This window comes from Nitrospira sp. Vd2, assembly GCF_979581665.1.
The window spans coordinates 63,509-78,444 of record NZ_CEFZSK010000022.1; the positions used below are offsets into that span (position 1 = coordinate 63,509).

The 14,936-nt window shown below is 59.9% G+C and carries 16 protein-coding genes; 8 read left to right on the forward strand and 8 right to left on the reverse strand.

Annotation, left to right across the window (positions count from 1 at the left end; translation table 11 throughout):
• Nucleotides 1-60: 60 nt before the first annotated feature.
• The gene (locus AC1U7K_RS09850; protein ID WP_480251036.1) at nt 61-366 is read left to right on the forward strand and encodes a P-II family nitrogen regulator; all 306 of its coding nucleotides are present in this window, start codon (nt 61-63) and stop codon (nt 364-366) included.
• A gap of 220 nt (nt 367-586) precedes the next feature.
• On the opposite strand, the gene AC1U7K_RS09855 is transcribed toward AC1U7K_RS09850, so the two are convergent.
• The 4 genes from AC1U7K_RS09855 to AC1U7K_RS09870 all read right to left on the reverse strand — a co-directional run bounded on the left by AC1U7K_RS09855 (nt 587) and on the right by AC1U7K_RS09870 (nt 3,420).
• The gene (locus AC1U7K_RS09855; protein WP_480251038.1) at nt 587-1,420 is read right to left on the reverse strand and encodes a methyltransferase domain-containing protein; all 834 of its coding nucleotides are present in this window, start codon (nt 1,418-1,420) and stop codon (nt 587-589) included.
• A gap of 97 nt (nt 1,421-1,517) precedes the next feature.
• On the reverse strand, nt 1,518-1,877 hold the full coding sequence (locus AC1U7K_RS09860; RefSeq protein WP_480251039.1) for a hypothetical protein: 360 nt from the start codon (nt 1,875-1,877) through the stop codon (nt 1,518-1,520).
• A 93-nt stretch (nt 1,878-1,970) separates the two neighbouring features.
• Nucleotides 1,971-2,567 (reverse strand): response regulator, encoded by a 597-nt coding sequence (locus AC1U7K_RS09865; protein WP_480251040.1) that lies wholly within the window; start codon nt 2,565-2,567, stop codon nt 1,971-1,973.
• 262 nt (nt 2,568-2,829) lie between these two features.
• The gene (locus tag AC1U7K_RS09870; protein WP_480251041.1) at nt 2,830-3,420 is read right to left on the reverse strand and encodes a hypothetical protein; all 591 of its coding nucleotides are present in this window, start codon (nt 3,418-3,420) and stop codon (nt 2,830-2,832) included.
• 153 nt (nt 3,421-3,573) lie between these two features.
• Here AC1U7K_RS09870 and AC1U7K_RS09875 point away from each other — a divergent pair, with 153 nt between their 5' ends.
• The 3 genes from AC1U7K_RS09875 to AC1U7K_RS09885 all read left to right on the forward strand — a co-directional run bounded on the left by AC1U7K_RS09875 (nt 3,574) and on the right by AC1U7K_RS09885 (nt 5,858).
• On the forward strand, nt 3,574-3,939 hold the full coding sequence (locus AC1U7K_RS09875) for a hypothetical protein (RefSeq protein ID WP_480251042.1): 366 nt from the start codon (nt 3,574-3,576) through the stop codon (nt 3,937-3,939).
• 232 nt (nt 3,940-4,171) lie between these two features.
• On the forward strand, nt 4,172-4,987 hold the full coding sequence (locus tag AC1U7K_RS09880; protein WP_480251044.1) for an SDR family NAD(P)-dependent oxidoreductase: 816 nt from the start codon (nt 4,172-4,174) through the stop codon (nt 4,985-4,987).
• A 541-nt stretch (nt 4,988-5,528) separates the two neighbouring features.
• Nucleotides 5,529-5,858 (forward strand): hypothetical protein, encoded by a 330-nt coding sequence (locus AC1U7K_RS09885; RefSeq protein ID WP_480251045.1) that lies wholly within the window; start codon nt 5,529-5,531, stop codon nt 5,856-5,858.
• 56 nt (nt 5,859-5,914) lie between these two features.
• On the opposite strand, the gene AC1U7K_RS09890 is transcribed toward AC1U7K_RS09885, so the two are convergent.
• Nucleotides 5,915-6,832, reverse strand: coding sequence for a DUF362 domain-containing protein (locus tag AC1U7K_RS09890; protein WP_480251046.1), 918 nt, complete (start codon nt 6,830-6,832; stop codon nt 5,915-5,917).
• Nucleotides 6,833-7,126: 294 nt separating this feature from the next.
• Between AC1U7K_RS09890 and AC1U7K_RS09895 the strand changes: the two genes are divergently transcribed.
• Nucleotides 7,127-7,990, forward strand: a complete 864-nt coding sequence (locus tag AC1U7K_RS09895; RefSeq protein WP_480251048.1) for a nucleotidyltransferase family protein — start codon at nt 7,127-7,129, stop codon at nt 7,988-7,990.
• A 36-nt stretch (nt 7,991-8,026) separates the two neighbouring features.
• Here AC1U7K_RS09895 and AC1U7K_RS09900 read toward each other — a convergent pair whose 3' ends face one another.
• A complete protein-coding gene (locus tag AC1U7K_RS09900; RefSeq protein WP_480251049.1) occupies nt 8,027-9,298 on the reverse strand; it encodes an MFS transporter in 1,272 nt (423 codons plus the stop codon).
• Nucleotides 9,299-9,685: 387 nt separating this feature from the next.
• Here AC1U7K_RS09900 and AC1U7K_RS09905 point away from each other — a divergent pair, with 387 nt between their 5' ends.
• On the forward strand, nt 9,686-10,261 hold the full coding sequence (locus AC1U7K_RS09905; RefSeq protein ID WP_480251051.1) for a hypothetical protein: 576 nt from the start codon (nt 9,686-9,688) through the stop codon (nt 10,259-10,261).
• A 21-nt stretch (nt 10,262-10,282) separates the two neighbouring features.
• Here the strand turns inward: AC1U7K_RS09905 and miaB are convergent, their stop codons facing one another.
• On the reverse strand, nt 10,283-11,689 hold the full coding sequence (miaB, locus tag AC1U7K_RS09910) for a tRNA (N6-isopentenyl adenosine(37)-C2)-methylthiotransferase MiaB (protein WP_480251052.1): 1,407 nt from the start codon (nt 11,687-11,689) through the stop codon (nt 10,283-10,285).
• A 5-nt stretch (nt 11,690-11,694) separates the two neighbouring features.
• Nucleotides 11,695-12,999, reverse strand: a complete 1,305-nt coding sequence (gene mtaB, locus AC1U7K_RS09915; RefSeq protein ID WP_480251054.1) for a tRNA (N(6)-L-threonylcarbamoyladenosine(37)-C(2))-methylthiotransferase MtaB — start codon at nt 12,997-12,999, stop codon at nt 11,695-11,697.
• Nucleotides 13,000-13,111: 112 nt separating this feature from the next.
• Between mtaB and AC1U7K_RS09920 the strand changes: the two genes are divergently transcribed.
• On the forward strand, nt 13,112-13,513 hold the full coding sequence (locus AC1U7K_RS09920) for a hypothetical protein (RefSeq protein WP_480251055.1): 402 nt from the start codon (nt 13,112-13,114) through the stop codon (nt 13,511-13,513).
• 103 nt (nt 13,514-13,616) lie between these two features.
• On the forward strand, nt 13,617-14,894 hold the full coding sequence (locus AC1U7K_RS09925) for an AmpG family muropeptide MFS transporter (protein ID WP_480251056.1): 1,278 nt from the start codon (nt 13,617-13,619) through the stop codon (nt 14,892-14,894).
• Nucleotides 14,895-14,936 lie beyond the last annotated feature (42 nt).

The window sequence follows — 14,936 nt, forward strand, 5'->3', positions numbered from 1 at the left end:
TTTCTTGAGACGCCAGGAGGTCGTGCGCGCGTGAGCTTGAGCCCAGGGGGGCGAAGCACTATGCAACTACTCCTGATCATATGCCGCAATTCGCTTGAGAATAAGGTGCTCGAGTTACTCAAGGGAGTAGGCGTGGGGTGCCAGCACTATACGATTATCGAAAAAGTGCACGGGGCGGGACACAGCGGCGTCGTGCCCTGCGAATGGATAGGACCGAATACGGTGATCCTCGTGGCTCTGTGCGACCGGGACGCCCGGGCGGTGGCAGAGGTGATCAAGGATTTTGCCAGTATGTACACGATGAGGCTAGGCGGAGAAGACATTCCGCTCAAACTGTTCTCATGGCGCTGTGACGTTCTCATTTAAGGTGCTGCTCCCATTCTCATAGGCTCTCGAAATGCCACCATCTCGCCTTGCGTCGCGATCGAATTCGAGCACGAGGGAGTATTGCGATCGGTTGACGTACCACGATCTCCGGGACGAGGACGAAACGAATTACGTGTGACCGTAGCGGCAAGGTTGGTCAGCAGGTCTTGGAACTCGAGCACCATGAGAGCCACATTGGATTCTCCGGTCTCTGCCGCCCCTATCGATTCTCCTCGCACTCAGCGGGGCAGCGGGGTGATTCGTCGGAGGCTGAGAGCGTCATCGCCATTTGATAGAATTTGAACGTGTTGGCTTCGTGATTGTTAGTTGCGGCGACCAATCGGTACCTGTCTAACACACCATTGATAAAGCTGTCCCGTTGGTCTTCTGGCAGCTCGTGCGTCCAGGCGTCAAGCGGCGCACGACAAAAGGCGATAAACGCTTCGCGGGTCTTAAAGTCCCACGCCTGATCTTCTACTTCCAGGCGACGCACTTCGAACCCACAAGACTCGGCCAGGGTCCGGTAGTGCTCGGGAGTAACGTGCCAGTACGGCGGCGCGTGAGCCGGAAAGTAGCGCGCCCATGGCGGGGACTGGCAGGTCTCCTCAATGACCTCTTCGAGGCTTTTCCGCGGCCCCTTCGAAACGAGGCGAAGGATCGCTTTGCCGTCCCGCTTGAGCGCGGAGTGGATGGAGCGAAGCGCGAGCGTCTGCTCAGACATCCAATGCAGCGCATTGAAAGAGACGATGAGATCGAACGCCTGTCGGTACGGCAGGCTCCTGGCATCCCCAACCGCGAAGCGAAGGTTTGCCACGCTGGAAGGAGAAAAGTGCCTCGCAGCGAATGCGACCATCTTGCGAGAAGCATCTACCCCAACGGCCAATCCATTCGGCAAGCGGGCCGCCAAGGCTGCCGTAATTTTTCCGTCGCCACATCCCACGTCGAGCACTTTCTCCGTCCCTCGGAGATCAAGGAGCGCGACGTTCTCCTCGGCCATGGCCTCCTGGAGGCTTGAATGCCGGGCATATTCCACTGCGTCCCAGTCCGTGATCATCGCGTTGCTCGTTGCGTCTACGACTGACGACGATCCTTTGATGCGGCTATGTCGTCCCGCCCACGGTGGGTCAGCCTGCTGCACGGTTGCGATGACGTTAGGTGCATCCCACGCGCCGGCCCGACCGGATCGTCCCATCTGGGTCAGCGAGAAAGATCAGCTGACAGGTTTGCGACTGTGTGAGCGGCAATAAGTTGTACTCGTCGGCCTGTCCCGGCATCCGATCGACAGTCATGTCCCAAATCAGTTGATGGTCCTTGCTGGGGACCATCTCCCCCGAATGGACGTTGGGCGGCCCCAGCTCATAGAACAGGTCCTTCTCAGATTTCCCGATCCACCGATGAATGACCTCGTCCCAACTGCGGTAGGGACCGCCGACGCCGGGGTCCGGCCATGGCGTACAGCCGATCACGGCTACAACCACGGCTAACAGCACGACCTGTGTTACCTTCATCATGGCTTTCTGACCCCCACGTGGCGCTCCAGTTGCCCGCCCGTTACCGGCCCGTGGACACCCGCCTTGCCCTCTCAAGCCCGGGCGGTTATGACATCAGTGCGAACCACAGTCAGGGGGCGTCGGGGGTGTCGCCGTGTCACGCTTCATGTCGTGAAGCTTGGCATCCGTGTCCTCCAATCGCCGTTTCAGGTCTTCTCGCGCACGGACGAGAAAAATCAAATGCTCCTGCTCGTCAGGCACGATCCTCGTCGGGGTCGCGTCTCCCGTCCCCCTAAGCAGTGACAACTCCCTTTCAAGTTCTTCGCGCTGATGTTCCAGTCCGTGCACCTGAATGGCCTTCGCGATCATCGCGGTGAATTGATCTCGCTCGATCGGTTTATCGAAAAACGCGAACGCTCCTTCTTCTCTCGCTGCTCGCAACAGGATATTGTCGCCGTATCCCGTGATGACGACGACCGGAGTATGCGGCCATCGACGACGCACCGTCCGAAGCAGCGCGAGGCCGTCACCGGGCATTCGCACATCGGTGATCACGACATCGTACTCGGAAGCTTCGAGGTAGGAGACTGCCGCCTCAGCAGACGGGCATGTCTCAACGAGAATGCCGGGCAAGTGGCGTTGAAGAGTGTCTGGGAGTGCTTGTCGGAGCGCGGGATCATCATCGGCGATCAACACGAGGGGAGTGTGCATGTCGTTCTCCTGAACGATCGGGTTGGTGTGCCGGAGGAGAATATTCGGCTTGGATGTCGTTCGAGGAAAGCCACCTTACGGCCAGGTCTGAGCCAAGGGTATCGTCGAGCTTGTGAATCTCGTGTAGATGAAACAACGGTAGGCCCGATGTGCTGCCAAAACATGACACAGAATCGGGCACAGCGCGTACAGTGTCACGCGCAGTTGCGAACAGACCTTGCCTCCCACCCTCGATGTTGGTGGCGAAGGGAGGGAACGGACCTCAATCGCTGGTCGCGGTTTGCAAGCCGACATCACGATTCGTGAGCAGCGGAGGACCAATGAGCATTCGGGCCGCCAACGCCTTCTCCCATTGCACCTGTATCTCTTCCTCCAAGCCATGGCGTGTCTCTTCGTCGTAGCGGGCGTTCAGAGCGGTGGCCTTGTGCTGAGCGAAGGTAAATGTTTCTGCCAAGTCGGCCCCGGCTGCAAGCGCGTCGTTCGCTTCGTCGGCGATCAGACAACTGATCGTCCAATGGAGTTGTTCATGACGGAGCAGTTGATCGGCGTCCTGCGCGAACGTTGGCCGTTGAAGCAGCCCGGGCCGGATCCATGATAAGGATGGCTCGAAGAGGGCGATGAGATGGGGGTGGGGACTCTGGACAATGGCGAAGCGGATGGCTGTTTCTGCGGCCCATGGTGCAGCTCGGTCAACACCTTGAAAATCGTTCCACGTTAACGGACGATGAGGCTCACAGGAGAAGGTGTGCGGACGATGAGACGTGCCAGGGCCTAAGGCATGACAGGCAGCCAAACAGCAGACGAGCCCGCATGTCAGGAGCGCCTTCAACGGTGTCACTGGGCCGACTCTCATTGGTACGCGCTGTTATTGTGGCATGAGACGGAGGGAAGAATTGCTAGATCACGCTGAGCGTGCATGTCAGAAAAAATCGGGATGCGCGGCGTGTGCGCGGATGCTCATCAATCGGCGGAGAAGCGTGGCGTGGCAGCCGGAGAGGAATGCCGTTTGACTCTACCCTTGATCATGATCGTCGGCGTCCTCTTCTTTCAAGGGTGCGCTTCTTTACTGGACCAGCAAGCGAGATATTTGCGCACGGCACAGGGTTCGGCGCATGAGGAGGAAGTCCGCTCGCAGCTGGGAAAGCCCGTGTCGGTGACGCGGACGAATACGGGTGACACGGTGTGGGTGTATCAGTTCTGGGACACTGAAAAGGGCGGCAACAATATCTGGACCATCACGGGATATTGGTGTGATGAATACGTGCTCACGTTCGATAAGCAGAAGATTCTCCGTGCGTGGACACACAAATCAGAGAAGCACAGAGACGAGCGCTCCATGGATTACTGCGTCAAGGGCGGCGTGGGCGGCTGAGTCTCGCGATGATCGGCCGGGGATGGTGCGAGATACAGTAAGATCGTTTCCTAGACACCTTGGCGCAGTGCAGGTGTCAACAAGACAACCGTCTAGGCGAGAGAAATTTTGCGCGCGCTGCTTGAACGACTGCACGGTCATGACTACGATGTCGGCATCGCTCTTGACCTCTCTCAGTTCTCCGTAAACTTCGGGCCGGCTGCATAGTTTCAGTGAGGCCGGCAAGGACGGTATGGCGAACAGCGGACGATTCGGCACTGACACAGAAGGCTCTCGTCGTTCCTTTGCTGTGATCACCGGGGCGTCGCGCGGGATCGGGGAGCAGTATGCCTACGCACTGGCTGACCTCAATCACGACGTCCTTCTTGTCGCGCGTGACAAAGTCAATTTGGAACGCGTGGCCAGAGAGATCACCCGCCTCAAGCCTGTCGACGTTATGCTCGAGGTGCTTGATCTCGCCGAGCCCGATGCGGCGGTTCGTCTCTTTGCGGCCGCACGGCGCTATCGCGGTCGGATCGATCTTCTCGTTCACAATGCAGGCATTGGCTATTACGGCTCCTTTGCCGACATGCCGATGGCCGAGGTCCAGCGGATGCTCCGTCTCCATATCAATACAATCGCCGAGAGTACCCGGCTCTTCCTGCCGGACATGGTGGCACGCGGCTCGGGCACCATCATTACTGTTGCGTCGGTGTCGGGACTGTCGGCCAACACTTGGGCAGCGGAATACAGTGCGACGAAGGCGTTTCTGATCGCATTCTTCGAGGCCCTCGCGATGGAAGTCCGAAGCCAGGGCGTCTATGTTCAAGTCTGTTGTCCGGGTCCAACGGATACCGATCACCATGGACCAGCTGACAATCCCGTACGCCGACGTGGGCAAAGCCCCAAACAGGTCGTCCAGAAATCGCTGGCCGCGCTCGCGGATCGTCGAATTCTCATGGCAACGGACTGGAAAAGTTCTCTTCAGCTCATCATCTTCCGCACCATCCCGCAGCGGCTCTGGCAAGTCGTTCAAGCCCTCTATCATGTGTTGAAAAGGGCGTTCTAACCAGAAAAAGGGTCTGGGTGCGCGTGCCACATCGACACGGCCGACAGCAAGCCGGGGCGTCAGGCTGGCCCAAGTCCCGAGTTGCCGCCCAGGTGAAGTACGGTGCTGCGCACGGTCGATGTCACTACCTTCCATTCGCCTGCGGCCTGTTCCCTCTTGCCTCTTCACCGAAGCGACGAATTGGCAATAGAGTCACCAAGCTCATGCCGGTCGATTGCGCCGATAAGGTGTCAGTGCGGTTCGGATAGCACCTGTCCCGCGGCCTGGCTTACAGTGTGACAAAGATCTCCTTACCCCTCGATGTTCGTCCGAACGGTGGTCCTGCCTGAGAAGACTACCGGATATGGAAGCGTGCACGGCCGTGCATTCAATGGCCTACCACATTGAGAAGGATAGAAAGGGGCAGGCCGGTCCAGAGCATGCCGGTTAAGCAAATGAAAGCGACACCGAGCCACGAAGGTCATCATTACGCTTGCTATTCGCAAACAGTCGACTCGTGTTCGTGCTGAACCTGAAAGAACTTCCAGTCATGGAGGAGACTATGCACCGCTATGTTGTTCTCGTCAGCTTGGTTACAGTGCTCGGTGTCGCACCCGGTGTGACGGCCCTCGGGCAGGGTCTAGTGTCCTCTCCCTCGCAGACCGTGCGCGGTGAAGTGCTTCGCTTGGATGGCTCATACGTATATCTGAAAGACTCAACGGGCAAGGAAGTGAAACTCCATATGGACAGGAACACGATGATGACGGACGGGACTGCGTTACAAGCAGGCGATCAGGTGACGGCCGATGTGACGGCAAATGGCCACGCGACGTTCATCATCAAGCAAAGCGGTCCAGCGGGCAATCCCCCGGGGCAGGAGCCATCACGTTGATCGCATACGGATTTCGCGGTGACGCTCCGAGCGTTGTTATGCGTCGCCACGATGGATCATTCGTGCTCAAATGTCAGCCTTTGCCCGTAAGCTGCGGCCGTAAACGTTTCGATGCCCTCACGCAGGCTCAAGGCGGGAAATTCCATTCGCTCGAAATTGTCTTCACCGATCCCGAGGCGGGCCGCTTCCCAGAGATGCCGAACGGCCTGCGGCATGAAGCCGAGGATCCTTGCGCCTACGATATCGGCGGCAAGGGCATCCGTACTGACGATGACGAGACCCGTCTCCACGGTATGGCCTCCCAACGGCCCCGTTCCAATCATGGCGGGATGGCCGACCGTCACGGTCAGATGAATGGGAAAGCGTTTGGCCATCGCGGCGATGAAGGAATGCATGTCCTCGAAGAAGTGATGGCTATGGCGCTGCCGGCTGCGAGGGTGGCCGTAATAATCGGCCGCCGGAAACGACATGGCAATGTTCTTGAGGCCCAACGTGACGGTGGCGGTCTCGTGCAATTTGAGTTGGTTGACCGCAATCAAGGTTTGATAGTCGAGCACTCGCGGATTCACCATGACGGAGGCTTGCCGACCTTGCACCTCCGGATCGCGGGCATACTCCAATTCCACTGAAGTGAACGGAGGTCGATTGTGATCGAAGAAGCGCGCCCCTTCCTGCTGCACGATGTCCATCAGCCCCGCGTACCGGAAAACATCTTCTGTCTCCGCCGCACCTGATCCGCCGGTCACAATGAGTTCGCGCGGGGCGTAGCGCTTGACGCTCCGTAAGACGCCTCGCAGGGTATCGGGCTGTGTGACACCGCTCGTGTCGGTCGGCGACGCCCAGGTCTCATTGGGTTTCACCGCGACGGTCTTGCCCCGAATGAGGGCGTCGAGTTCGAAGTGCCCGAGCGCTTCCTGCACCGCGATCTCGATGGTGTCGTTGTGCGTAATCGCCACGCGTGCAGTTGTCGTCATCAGGATCTCCTCCGTGTATCGAGCATGGCTGCTCGGGTGGAGCTTGTCTGAGCCTCTTAACAATCCAGTTGGGTAGCCGCTATAGGACCGACACCGCTCTTCTCTGTCCCGTTTCGTCTCCAAAGACGGTCAGCGTCGCCGCACGGCCGAACAACCCCGTGATTCTTCGCGGCTGTCTTCAGGGCTCCATAGAGGCGTCGCGGCGGTCAGGCCCGTAGATGAAAACCCTTTTCGTGGACGAATCCTTCCGCTAACATGGATCGCGACAAGGGTGAAGGAGTCGTGGAGAACGGTGTGATTCGACGTGACGAGACGAGCGGAGGAAGGAGAACCAATCACGGCGCGTTCGGGTTCAATGTAGATGTCGTCGGCGTCGTGCCGGCAGCGGGACGCGCTCGACGCATCGCACCGTTGCCGTGCAGCAAGGAACTCTACCCCGTCGGATTTCATGCTGATGGGAGCAACAAGCCGAGGCCGAAAGTGGTGAGCCAGTACCTCCTCGAGAAGTACCGGCTCGCGGGCGTACGACACACGTACATTGTGCTGCGGGAAGGGAAGTGGGATATCGCCCAATACTTTGGTGTCGGCGACTCCGTCGGCCAACATCTCGCCTATCTCGTCATCACGGGATCCGGCGGCCCGCCGGAGACAATCGACCACGCGTACCCATTTCTTGAAAACAAGATCGTCGTGTTTGGATTTCCCGACATGCTCTTCACTCCCGACGACGTCTTCGCCGTGCTACTCGAGCGGTTGGCTGCCCGCTCCACGGACGCGGTCCTGGGCCTCTTTCGGGCACAGAATCCGAGAGCGATGGATATGGTTGATCTAGACCGGGAAGGTCGGGTGCGTTCGCTCGTACTGAAGCCGCTCCGGACGAAGCTCGCCTACGCCTGGGTGTGTGCCGTCTGGACGCCGAGATTCACCGGCTTTCTGCACCGGTTCATTTCTTCTTGGAAAGCAGCAGGTGGAGCCGTGCGCGGCAATAGGAGGATCGATGCCCAGGGAGATGTGCGGATGGGCGCGGTCTTCCAGGCTGCGGTTCGGGAGGGGCTTCGGATCGACGGGGTGCGTTTTCCCTCAGGCCGGTACATCGATATCGGCACACCGAAGGATCTCGCGAAAGCGGTGCGGCTGTATCACGCCGAGCCGCAGTAGCACGGCTTCGCACTCTTCCGATCAACAACAACGAGATCAGGTTCGGGCGCTCGCCAGCCGGGATTGCCGGCTATACGAAATGATCAGGGCTGCGGTGAGCACCAAGATCATACCGAGAGCCACGAGGCTGGTGCTTGGCCCGGCCGTTTCCGTCATCCACCCGAAACTCGCCATACCGGCCATTGCGGAGGCCATCGCACCGGTGCTGAACGTCGTCAGCACCCGACCGATCAGGGGGGCGGGGGTCAATTCTTGGAGCAGCGCCGAGGCAATCGGATTGAAGACCGCGGTGCTCGAGCCGATTACGATCACCAGTGTCACGGCAATGAGGGTCATCTGCAGGACGGTCAGTGTGCAGATGGCAATTCCGCCGATTGCCATGGCATTGCCGATCGTCTTGAGCCGGTCATCGATACCGCGAGGCGGCGTCGCAGCCAGCCACACGGAGGTCAGCAGCATGCCGATCCCGAGCGCCGACCACAGCCATCCGAGTTGGACGGGACCGACCTGCAAGTGCTCTTTGGTGTAGACCGGCAGCAGGAAAATAAAAGCACTGACGCCCAAGTGATAGAGCGCCGAAATGACGACCAGGACGAGCAACGTCCGGTGCTCCAAGAAAATGAACCGAAACCCTGCCATGATATCTTCGACCAGATTCGTCTGAGCGACCGACCCGGCCTCGCTCTGTGTGCAACGCGCCTTGATTCCCATCAGGCACACCGCGGAGACAAAGAAGGTCGCCGCGTCGACGTACAGCACATTTTGGGCGCCGATGAGCGCAATGCCAAGACCGCCGAGGGCCGGTCCGACAATGAAGCCGATATTATTTGTGGCTTGCAGCAGCGCATTGGCGGGTAGCAAGTGCTCGCGGTTCACCAGCATGGGTGTCGTGGCGATCAGCGCCGGGCCGAAGATCGTGGAGACGACGGAAATGACGAAGACCAACACATAGAGTCGTTCGAGCGTGAGCGCGTCAGACGCAAACAGGATCGGAATCAGAGCCACCAGGAAGGTCCGCGCGAGATCGATGGCGATCATCAGCGTCTTCTTGGGGAGCCGGTCGAGGTAGACGCCGAAGACCGGACCGAGCACCAGCGGCGGAATGGTCTGCAGAAGGCCGATGAGCGTCATCTTGACCGGCGAGCCGGTCAGTTCATACACGAACCACAGAAGTGCGACCTTGTTCAGGGCGTCGCCCATCTGGGAGGTGACCTGTCCCCACCATAGGAGACCGAAATCTCGCCGTCTTAGCAGGTGCAGCAGTTGTAATCCCCGGAGCGTCGTGCCCGCGTCCACGTGTTCGGCCACTTCATCCTCCTGTTACTGGCGCCCTTCATCCATACAAGTTCCAGGCCTCTTAGCACGCGGTGCGTATGACATTCGATGCATTGAATATCAGGCACTTCCCGACAGACATCCGGCAGGTGGATGGACGGCATGTCCTCTCTGCGCGCGCCGTCATTCACCGCGGCGTCAGGTTTTTTCAATTACACCCCAAAACGCCAGTTAATTGACGCACTTTCCATTGGAGACCTCTTGTCCTCGGTGTGGAGCAAAATGTCGGACGGGGACCGATGTTCGGCGCGATACTTCCCCGGCCCGCAGGGGAGAACGAACGCGGACGGCTCAAGATCCGGCCGTCCCGTTGCCGATATGAGTCTGTCCGCTTTGTCTTCATCACGCTCTTGGAGGACCATGGACCAGACGGAACTGATACAAGACCTCGATCGGTTGGTTCGAAACATGCAGCAAGCGCTCCACACACTGAATGAAGCGAAAGAGCCGCTGAACGCGACCGCAGCCCAAGTGTCGTTGACGAAGGAGCACTTGAACGACCTGCGCCGCATGACGGAGGACGGCACGAATTCGGTCTTGACCACGGTGGAATCGCTTCAAGCAACCGAGCAAGCGATCCAGAAGCAGATCAGGAGTTGGTCAGGCGCGCCGGAGCAACAGGCGGAGATTCAACGCTTGTTTGCCGAGAACGACCAACGCTTTTTGGAGGCGTTCACGGCCCTGTCATTCCAGGATCTCGTGGCGCAGCGGCTGCTCAAGGTCCTATCGGTGCTCAACGACTTTGAGCAAAAACTCCTTCAACTCATCGGTCTGTTTGGACTGGACCGGCAAGAAGGGTTGAGTGCCGCGCTGGACAACAGTACGGCAGGCCGTCTGCTGAAGCAGATGGATGCGAGCAAGAAGACGGCCTTGGAGCAAGCCGCCGTCAACGACATGCTCGCCGAGTATCGGTTTTCAAGTGAGACCGGCCTGTAAGGACGATGAGCGGTGATCGGCTCAGGTCGGTGTCCCGATAAGCGTCGTGGCCGTCGCGTCCGTGATGCGAATCGGGATCAGATCGCCGGGTCGTACCGCTCGCGCCTCTTTTTGCCACACGACCGTAATGCCGCCGTCGGTGCGCCCCATCCATTGAGACGCGGATTTCTTCGCGTCGCCTTCGACGAGCACGGGGAAGGTCCGACCGACCACGTCCCGGTTCTTCTGAAGCGAGATCCGCTTTTGTAGCTCGACCAGACGGCTCACCCGTTCTGACTTGACCGTCTCGGGCACGTCGTCAGGATACTTCCTCGCGGCGATCGTGTGCTTGCGCTCCGAATATTTGAAGATGAACGCCGAGTGATAACTCACTTCTTCCACGAGCCGGTACGTATCGAGGAACTCCTCTTCGGTTTCGCTCGAGAACCCGCAAATGATATCGGTCGACAGGACGATCTCCGATGAGCGCCGTCGGATCGCCTCGACGAGGTCCAGGTATTCTTTGCGCGTGTACGTCCGGTTCATCAACTCCAAAATGCGGTCATTGCCAGACTGCGCGGGGAGGTGGATCTGTTTGCAAATTTTCGGGTGGCCGGCAATGGCGTCCAGCAGGGCAGGTGGAAAATCTTTGGGATGCGGGGAGGTGAACCGCACGCGCTCGATGCCAGGGACGTCGGCGACGGCGAGCATCAGTTTCGCAAAATCCCAGCCGTCGTATCGATAGGAATTGACGTTCTGGCCCAAGAGCGTCACCTGTTTGTACCCCAGGCCGACGAGCTGTTCGGCCTCTCTGAGAATGCCCCGTGGATCGCGCGCGCGCTCCCGACCTCGCGTGTACGGCACGACGCAGAACGTGCAGAAGTTGTCACACCCGCGCATCACGGCGATCCAGGCGTTCACGCCTTCGCTACGCTCCGGCAAAATGTCCTCGTACGTCTCGTACTCCGAGAGGTCCACTGCGACGCCCGTCCGCGTCCGTCCACGTTCCTGGTCTTCGATCGCGCGTGAAAGCAGCTCAGGAAGCTGACGGTAGCCGTCGGGACCGACCAGAACGTCGACGACGGAGCGGCTCTCCAAAAGCTCCTCCTTCAGGTTCTGCGCCATGCATCCGAGGATCCCGACGACCAGGCTCCGCTGCTTCTTCATCGACGTCAACTCGGCAAGATGCCCATACACCTTGTTGTGCGCGTTCTCGCGAATGGCGCATGTGTTCATCAGGACGACATCGGCGCGCTCTTTGTCCTCGGTGAAAGAAAAACCCTTCGTCGTTAGCAGCGTGCGCACCAGCTCGGTGTCATATTCATTCATCTGACAGCCAAACGTTTCGATGTGCACGCGATAGCCGTCCTGTCGACGCTCCTCGTCTTGCCTCTTGGGGGATGTCGGCCGGGCCGTTCGCCGCGGCTTCTCGATGGAAATCAGCTCCATGTCGCTCATGAGACCAATTGCCCGATGGCTAGGCCGTCCATCACACCCGTAATCAAGACGCGGCGCGTGTGATTCGCGAGCCGCGTATCCGATCGGACCGCGACGCGCACATAATTTCCGGTCCAGCCCGTCCACAGTCCCGATGGATCCTGCTCCTCGAACAGCACCGTGACGATCTGCCCGACGCCACGCTGGTAGAACGCGAGGCGCTTCGCGCGCGATCGTGCTGCCAACAGGCGGCTGCGCTGAGCGATCGTCGACGAAGGAACGCGGTCGTGCAGCCGTGTGGCCGCCGTGCCGGGACGCGGGGAGAAACTGAAGACGTGAAAGTAGGCAAACGGCAACTCGGTGGCCAATGCCAGCGTGTTGGCAAATTCTTCATCGCCTTCGCCGGGGAATCCCACCATCAGGTCGGTTCCGAGCCCGATGTCCGGGATGCCACGGACGATGCGCTCGATCAGGACGCGATATTCTTGTGTGTCGTACCGGCGGTTCATCGCCGCCAGAATACGGTTGTCGCCGCTCTGCAATGGAATGTGAAGGTAGCGGCAGAGCTTTGGTGAGACCGCCATATACGCCAGCAGGTCGTCGTCGATTGTGGTGGGCTCGATCGAGGAGATGCGAATTCGTTCGATCCCGGCAATCGCCTCGAGACGGCGAATCAGCTGCGTCAGGCGCACACCGTGCGACTCATAGCGTCCGATGTTCACGCCGGTCAGGATCAATTCTCGATGGCCGTGTGCCGCGAGCGCCTCGGCCTCGCGCATGACATCTTGCAGCGCCCGGCTCCGCTCGTGTCCGCGGGCAAACGGAATGATGCAGAACGAGCACATGACGTTGCAGCCGTCCTGAATCTTCACGTTGGCCCGCGTCGAGGCATAGCGACCCACGCCGTCGATCGCAAACTCCTCACGCTCGATGCTTCGCGTATGAAGCAACTCAGGGCTGGACCGCTTCTTGAGCAGTTCGGGAATAGGAAGGTAATCGGGCAGCGACGCCTTGTATTGCGTGCCGACAATCAAATCGATGCCCGGGATATTGGAGAGGCTGCGCCCACCGGTTTGCGCATAGCAGCCGGCCACGGCGACGAACGCGTTCGGCGAGTGGCGGAGCGCGCGCCGCACCTCGTAGCGGCACTCACGCTCGGCGTTCTCCGTCACCGAACACGTATTGAGGACGAACAGGTCCGTCGGCTGACCGTGCTCGACGAGTTCATAGCCTTGCCGCTGAAGCTGATCCGCGAGATGCGCGGTTTCGGCCTGATTCAATCGGCAACCGATGGTATGCAGCGAGGCGCGCATGGCGGCCATTATAGGAAACCGTGCGCTGGGCTCGCAACACAGCGAGTCGCCGGGACCCGATTGACAGGATAAAAGGCTGTCGATATGATCCAATTTAACCAACCGTTTCCCGGGGTGCGGAATGACACGATTCTCGTTCCTGCTCTTGGTGATAGCCCTCGGCCTCGTCGCTCCCGATGTCAGCGTGTCCCGCGAATCCCTGCCGCTTGAACCTGATGAAAACAGCCGTGTCGATGAGCAATACGATCACGAGGCCCGGATGTTTTTCATGCTGTATTCGCTCAAAGGCGACGGGGTGGTGGATTACGTCACGGCCCGCATGGTGCAAGATTATTCGCGCAGCGTCTACGGCAACCCCGTCTACTACACCGAGCGCTATCCATTGTTCTACTGGTGGAACCATACCATGTGGAACGATCCCGAGATGGACGGCGTGAACGGCAACGAGTTGGTGTATCAAGAAGACATCGAGTTCGACGTGACGCGATTCAAGCCGTGCATCTTTAACGGTCAACACTGTTGATCGTCCCACGTCCCCCCGCCGGTCGCGCTCCATTCCATCTCATCACGTTCGTGTCTTTACGAGCCGGACCTTCCCTCGCCGGCTGCCTAGCCCCTGAGGGCCGGTGCCCCTGACGGAATCGCTCAGAGCCCTCGGCAACCGCCGAATCGCGGTGATGCTCCCGCTCGGTTTCGCCTCCGGTCTCCCGCTCGCGCTCACCGCCGGGACGCTCCAAGCCTGGCTCACGGTCGCTGAAGTGGATTTGAAGACCATCGGCCTCTTTACCCTCGTCGGCCTGCCGTACACACTCAAGTTTCTCTGGGCGCCGTTGATGGATCGGTTCGTCCCACCCTGGTTGGGACGTCGCCGCGGCTGGATGCTCGCCACGCAGGTCGCTCTTTTCCTCGGGATTGCGGCGATGGCGTCGCTCGATCCCCGTCAGGCGCCGATGGTGCTGGCCGCCTTGGCGATCATCGTGGCCGCGATGTCGGCCTCACAGGACATCGTGTTCGATGCGTACCGCACGGACGTGCTCAAGCCCGCCGAGCGGGGGTTCGGCGCGGGTGTCTCGGTGACCGGCTACCGGATCGCCATGCTGGTCTCCGGCGCGGGCGCCTTGATCGTGTCGACGTATCTCGGTTGGCAGCAGACGTACTGGCTCGTCGGATCATTGATGCTGATCGGTGTAGGCGCCACGCTGCTGAGCCCCGAGCCGGATGCCCCGCTGAACGCCCCGCGCACGCTTTCTGACGCACTGTGGGGACCGATCCGGGAATTTTTCTCCCGCTCGCCGGCCGTCGTGCTTTTGCTGCTCATCGTGCTCTACAAGCTCGGCGATGCCTTCGCCGGGTCGCTCACGACGGCGTTCTTGATTCGGGCGATGGGGTTCGATGCCGCGGAGGTCGGGCTGGTCAATAAAGGCATGGGCATGGGCGCCACGATCGTCGGCGCGTTGATCGGAGGCGCGCTGATGGCGCAACTCGGCCTGTTTCGGTCGCTGTTGATGTTCGGAGTGCTGCAGGCCTTCTCGAACTTGTCCTTCATGGTCTTGGCCTGGTTCGGCAAGAGCTATCCGCTCATGATCGGCGCCGTGGCGTTTGAAAACCTCTCCGGCGGGATGGGCACCGCCGCGTTCGTCGCGCTGATGATGTCGCTGTGCGATCACCGGTACACGGCCACGCAGTACGCGCTGCTGTCCGCGATGGCGTCGATCGGCCGCGTCTTCGTCGGGCCGCCGTCCGGGTACGTGGTTGAGGCAGTGGGCTGGGTGGCGTTCTTCTTCATCACGTTCCTGGCCGCGCTGCCGGGGTTGGGTCTGCTGTGGTTCCTCCGCGATCAGGTGGACAGTCCGAGAACGAACGAAACGACCGAGCGAGGTCGACTCCAAGGAGAGCCCGCGTAGCGGCAGGATGTTCAAACAGCGTGTCTTTTACACCCGCCTGCC

Bases quoted from the DNA above. Each gene is read 5' to 3' on its own strand.
- AC1U7K_RS09850 (WP_480251036.1), top strand. From the start codon at position 61: ATGCAACTACTCCTGATCATATGCCGCAATTCGCTTGAGAATAAGGTG.
- AC1U7K_RS09855 (WP_480251038.1), bottom strand. From the start codon at position 1,420: ATGATCACGGACTGGGACGCAGTGGAATATGCCCGGCATTCAAGCCTC.
- AC1U7K_RS09860 (WP_480251039.1), bottom strand. From the start codon at position 1,877: ATGATGAAGGTAACACAGGTCGTGCTGTTAGCCGTGGTTGTAGCCGTG.
- AC1U7K_RS09865 (WP_480251040.1), bottom strand. From the start codon at position 2,567: ATGCACACTCCCCTCGTGTTGATCGCCGATGATGATCCCGCGCTCCGA.
- AC1U7K_RS09870 (WP_480251041.1), bottom strand. From the start codon at position 3,420: ATGAGAGTCGGCCCAGTGACACCGTTGAAGGCGCTCCTGACATGCGGG.
- AC1U7K_RS09880 (WP_480251044.1), top strand. From the start codon at position 4,172: ATGGCGAACAGCGGACGATTCGGCACTGACACAGAAGGCTCTCGTCGT.
- AC1U7K_RS09885 (WP_480251045.1), top strand. From the start codon at position 5,529: ATGCACCGCTATGTTGTTCTCGTCAGCTTGGTTACAGTGCTCGGTGTC.
- AC1U7K_RS09890 (WP_480251046.1), bottom strand. From the start codon at position 6,832: ATGACGACAACTGCACGCGTGGCGATTACGCACAACGACACCATCGAG.
- AC1U7K_RS09905 (WP_480251051.1), top strand. From the start codon at position 9,686: ATGGACCAGACGGAACTGATACAAGACCTCGATCGGTTGGTTCGAAAC.
- miaB (WP_480251052.1), bottom strand. From the start codon at position 11,689: ATGGAGCTGATTTCCATCGAGAAGCCGCGGCGAACGGCCCGGCCGACA.
- mtaB (WP_480251054.1), bottom strand. From the start codon at position 12,999: ATGGCCGCCATGCGCGCCTCGCTGCATACCATCGGTTGCCGATTGAAT.
- AC1U7K_RS09920 (WP_480251055.1), top strand. From the start codon at position 13,112: ATGACACGATTCTCGTTCCTGCTCTTGGTGATAGCCCTCGGCCTCGTC.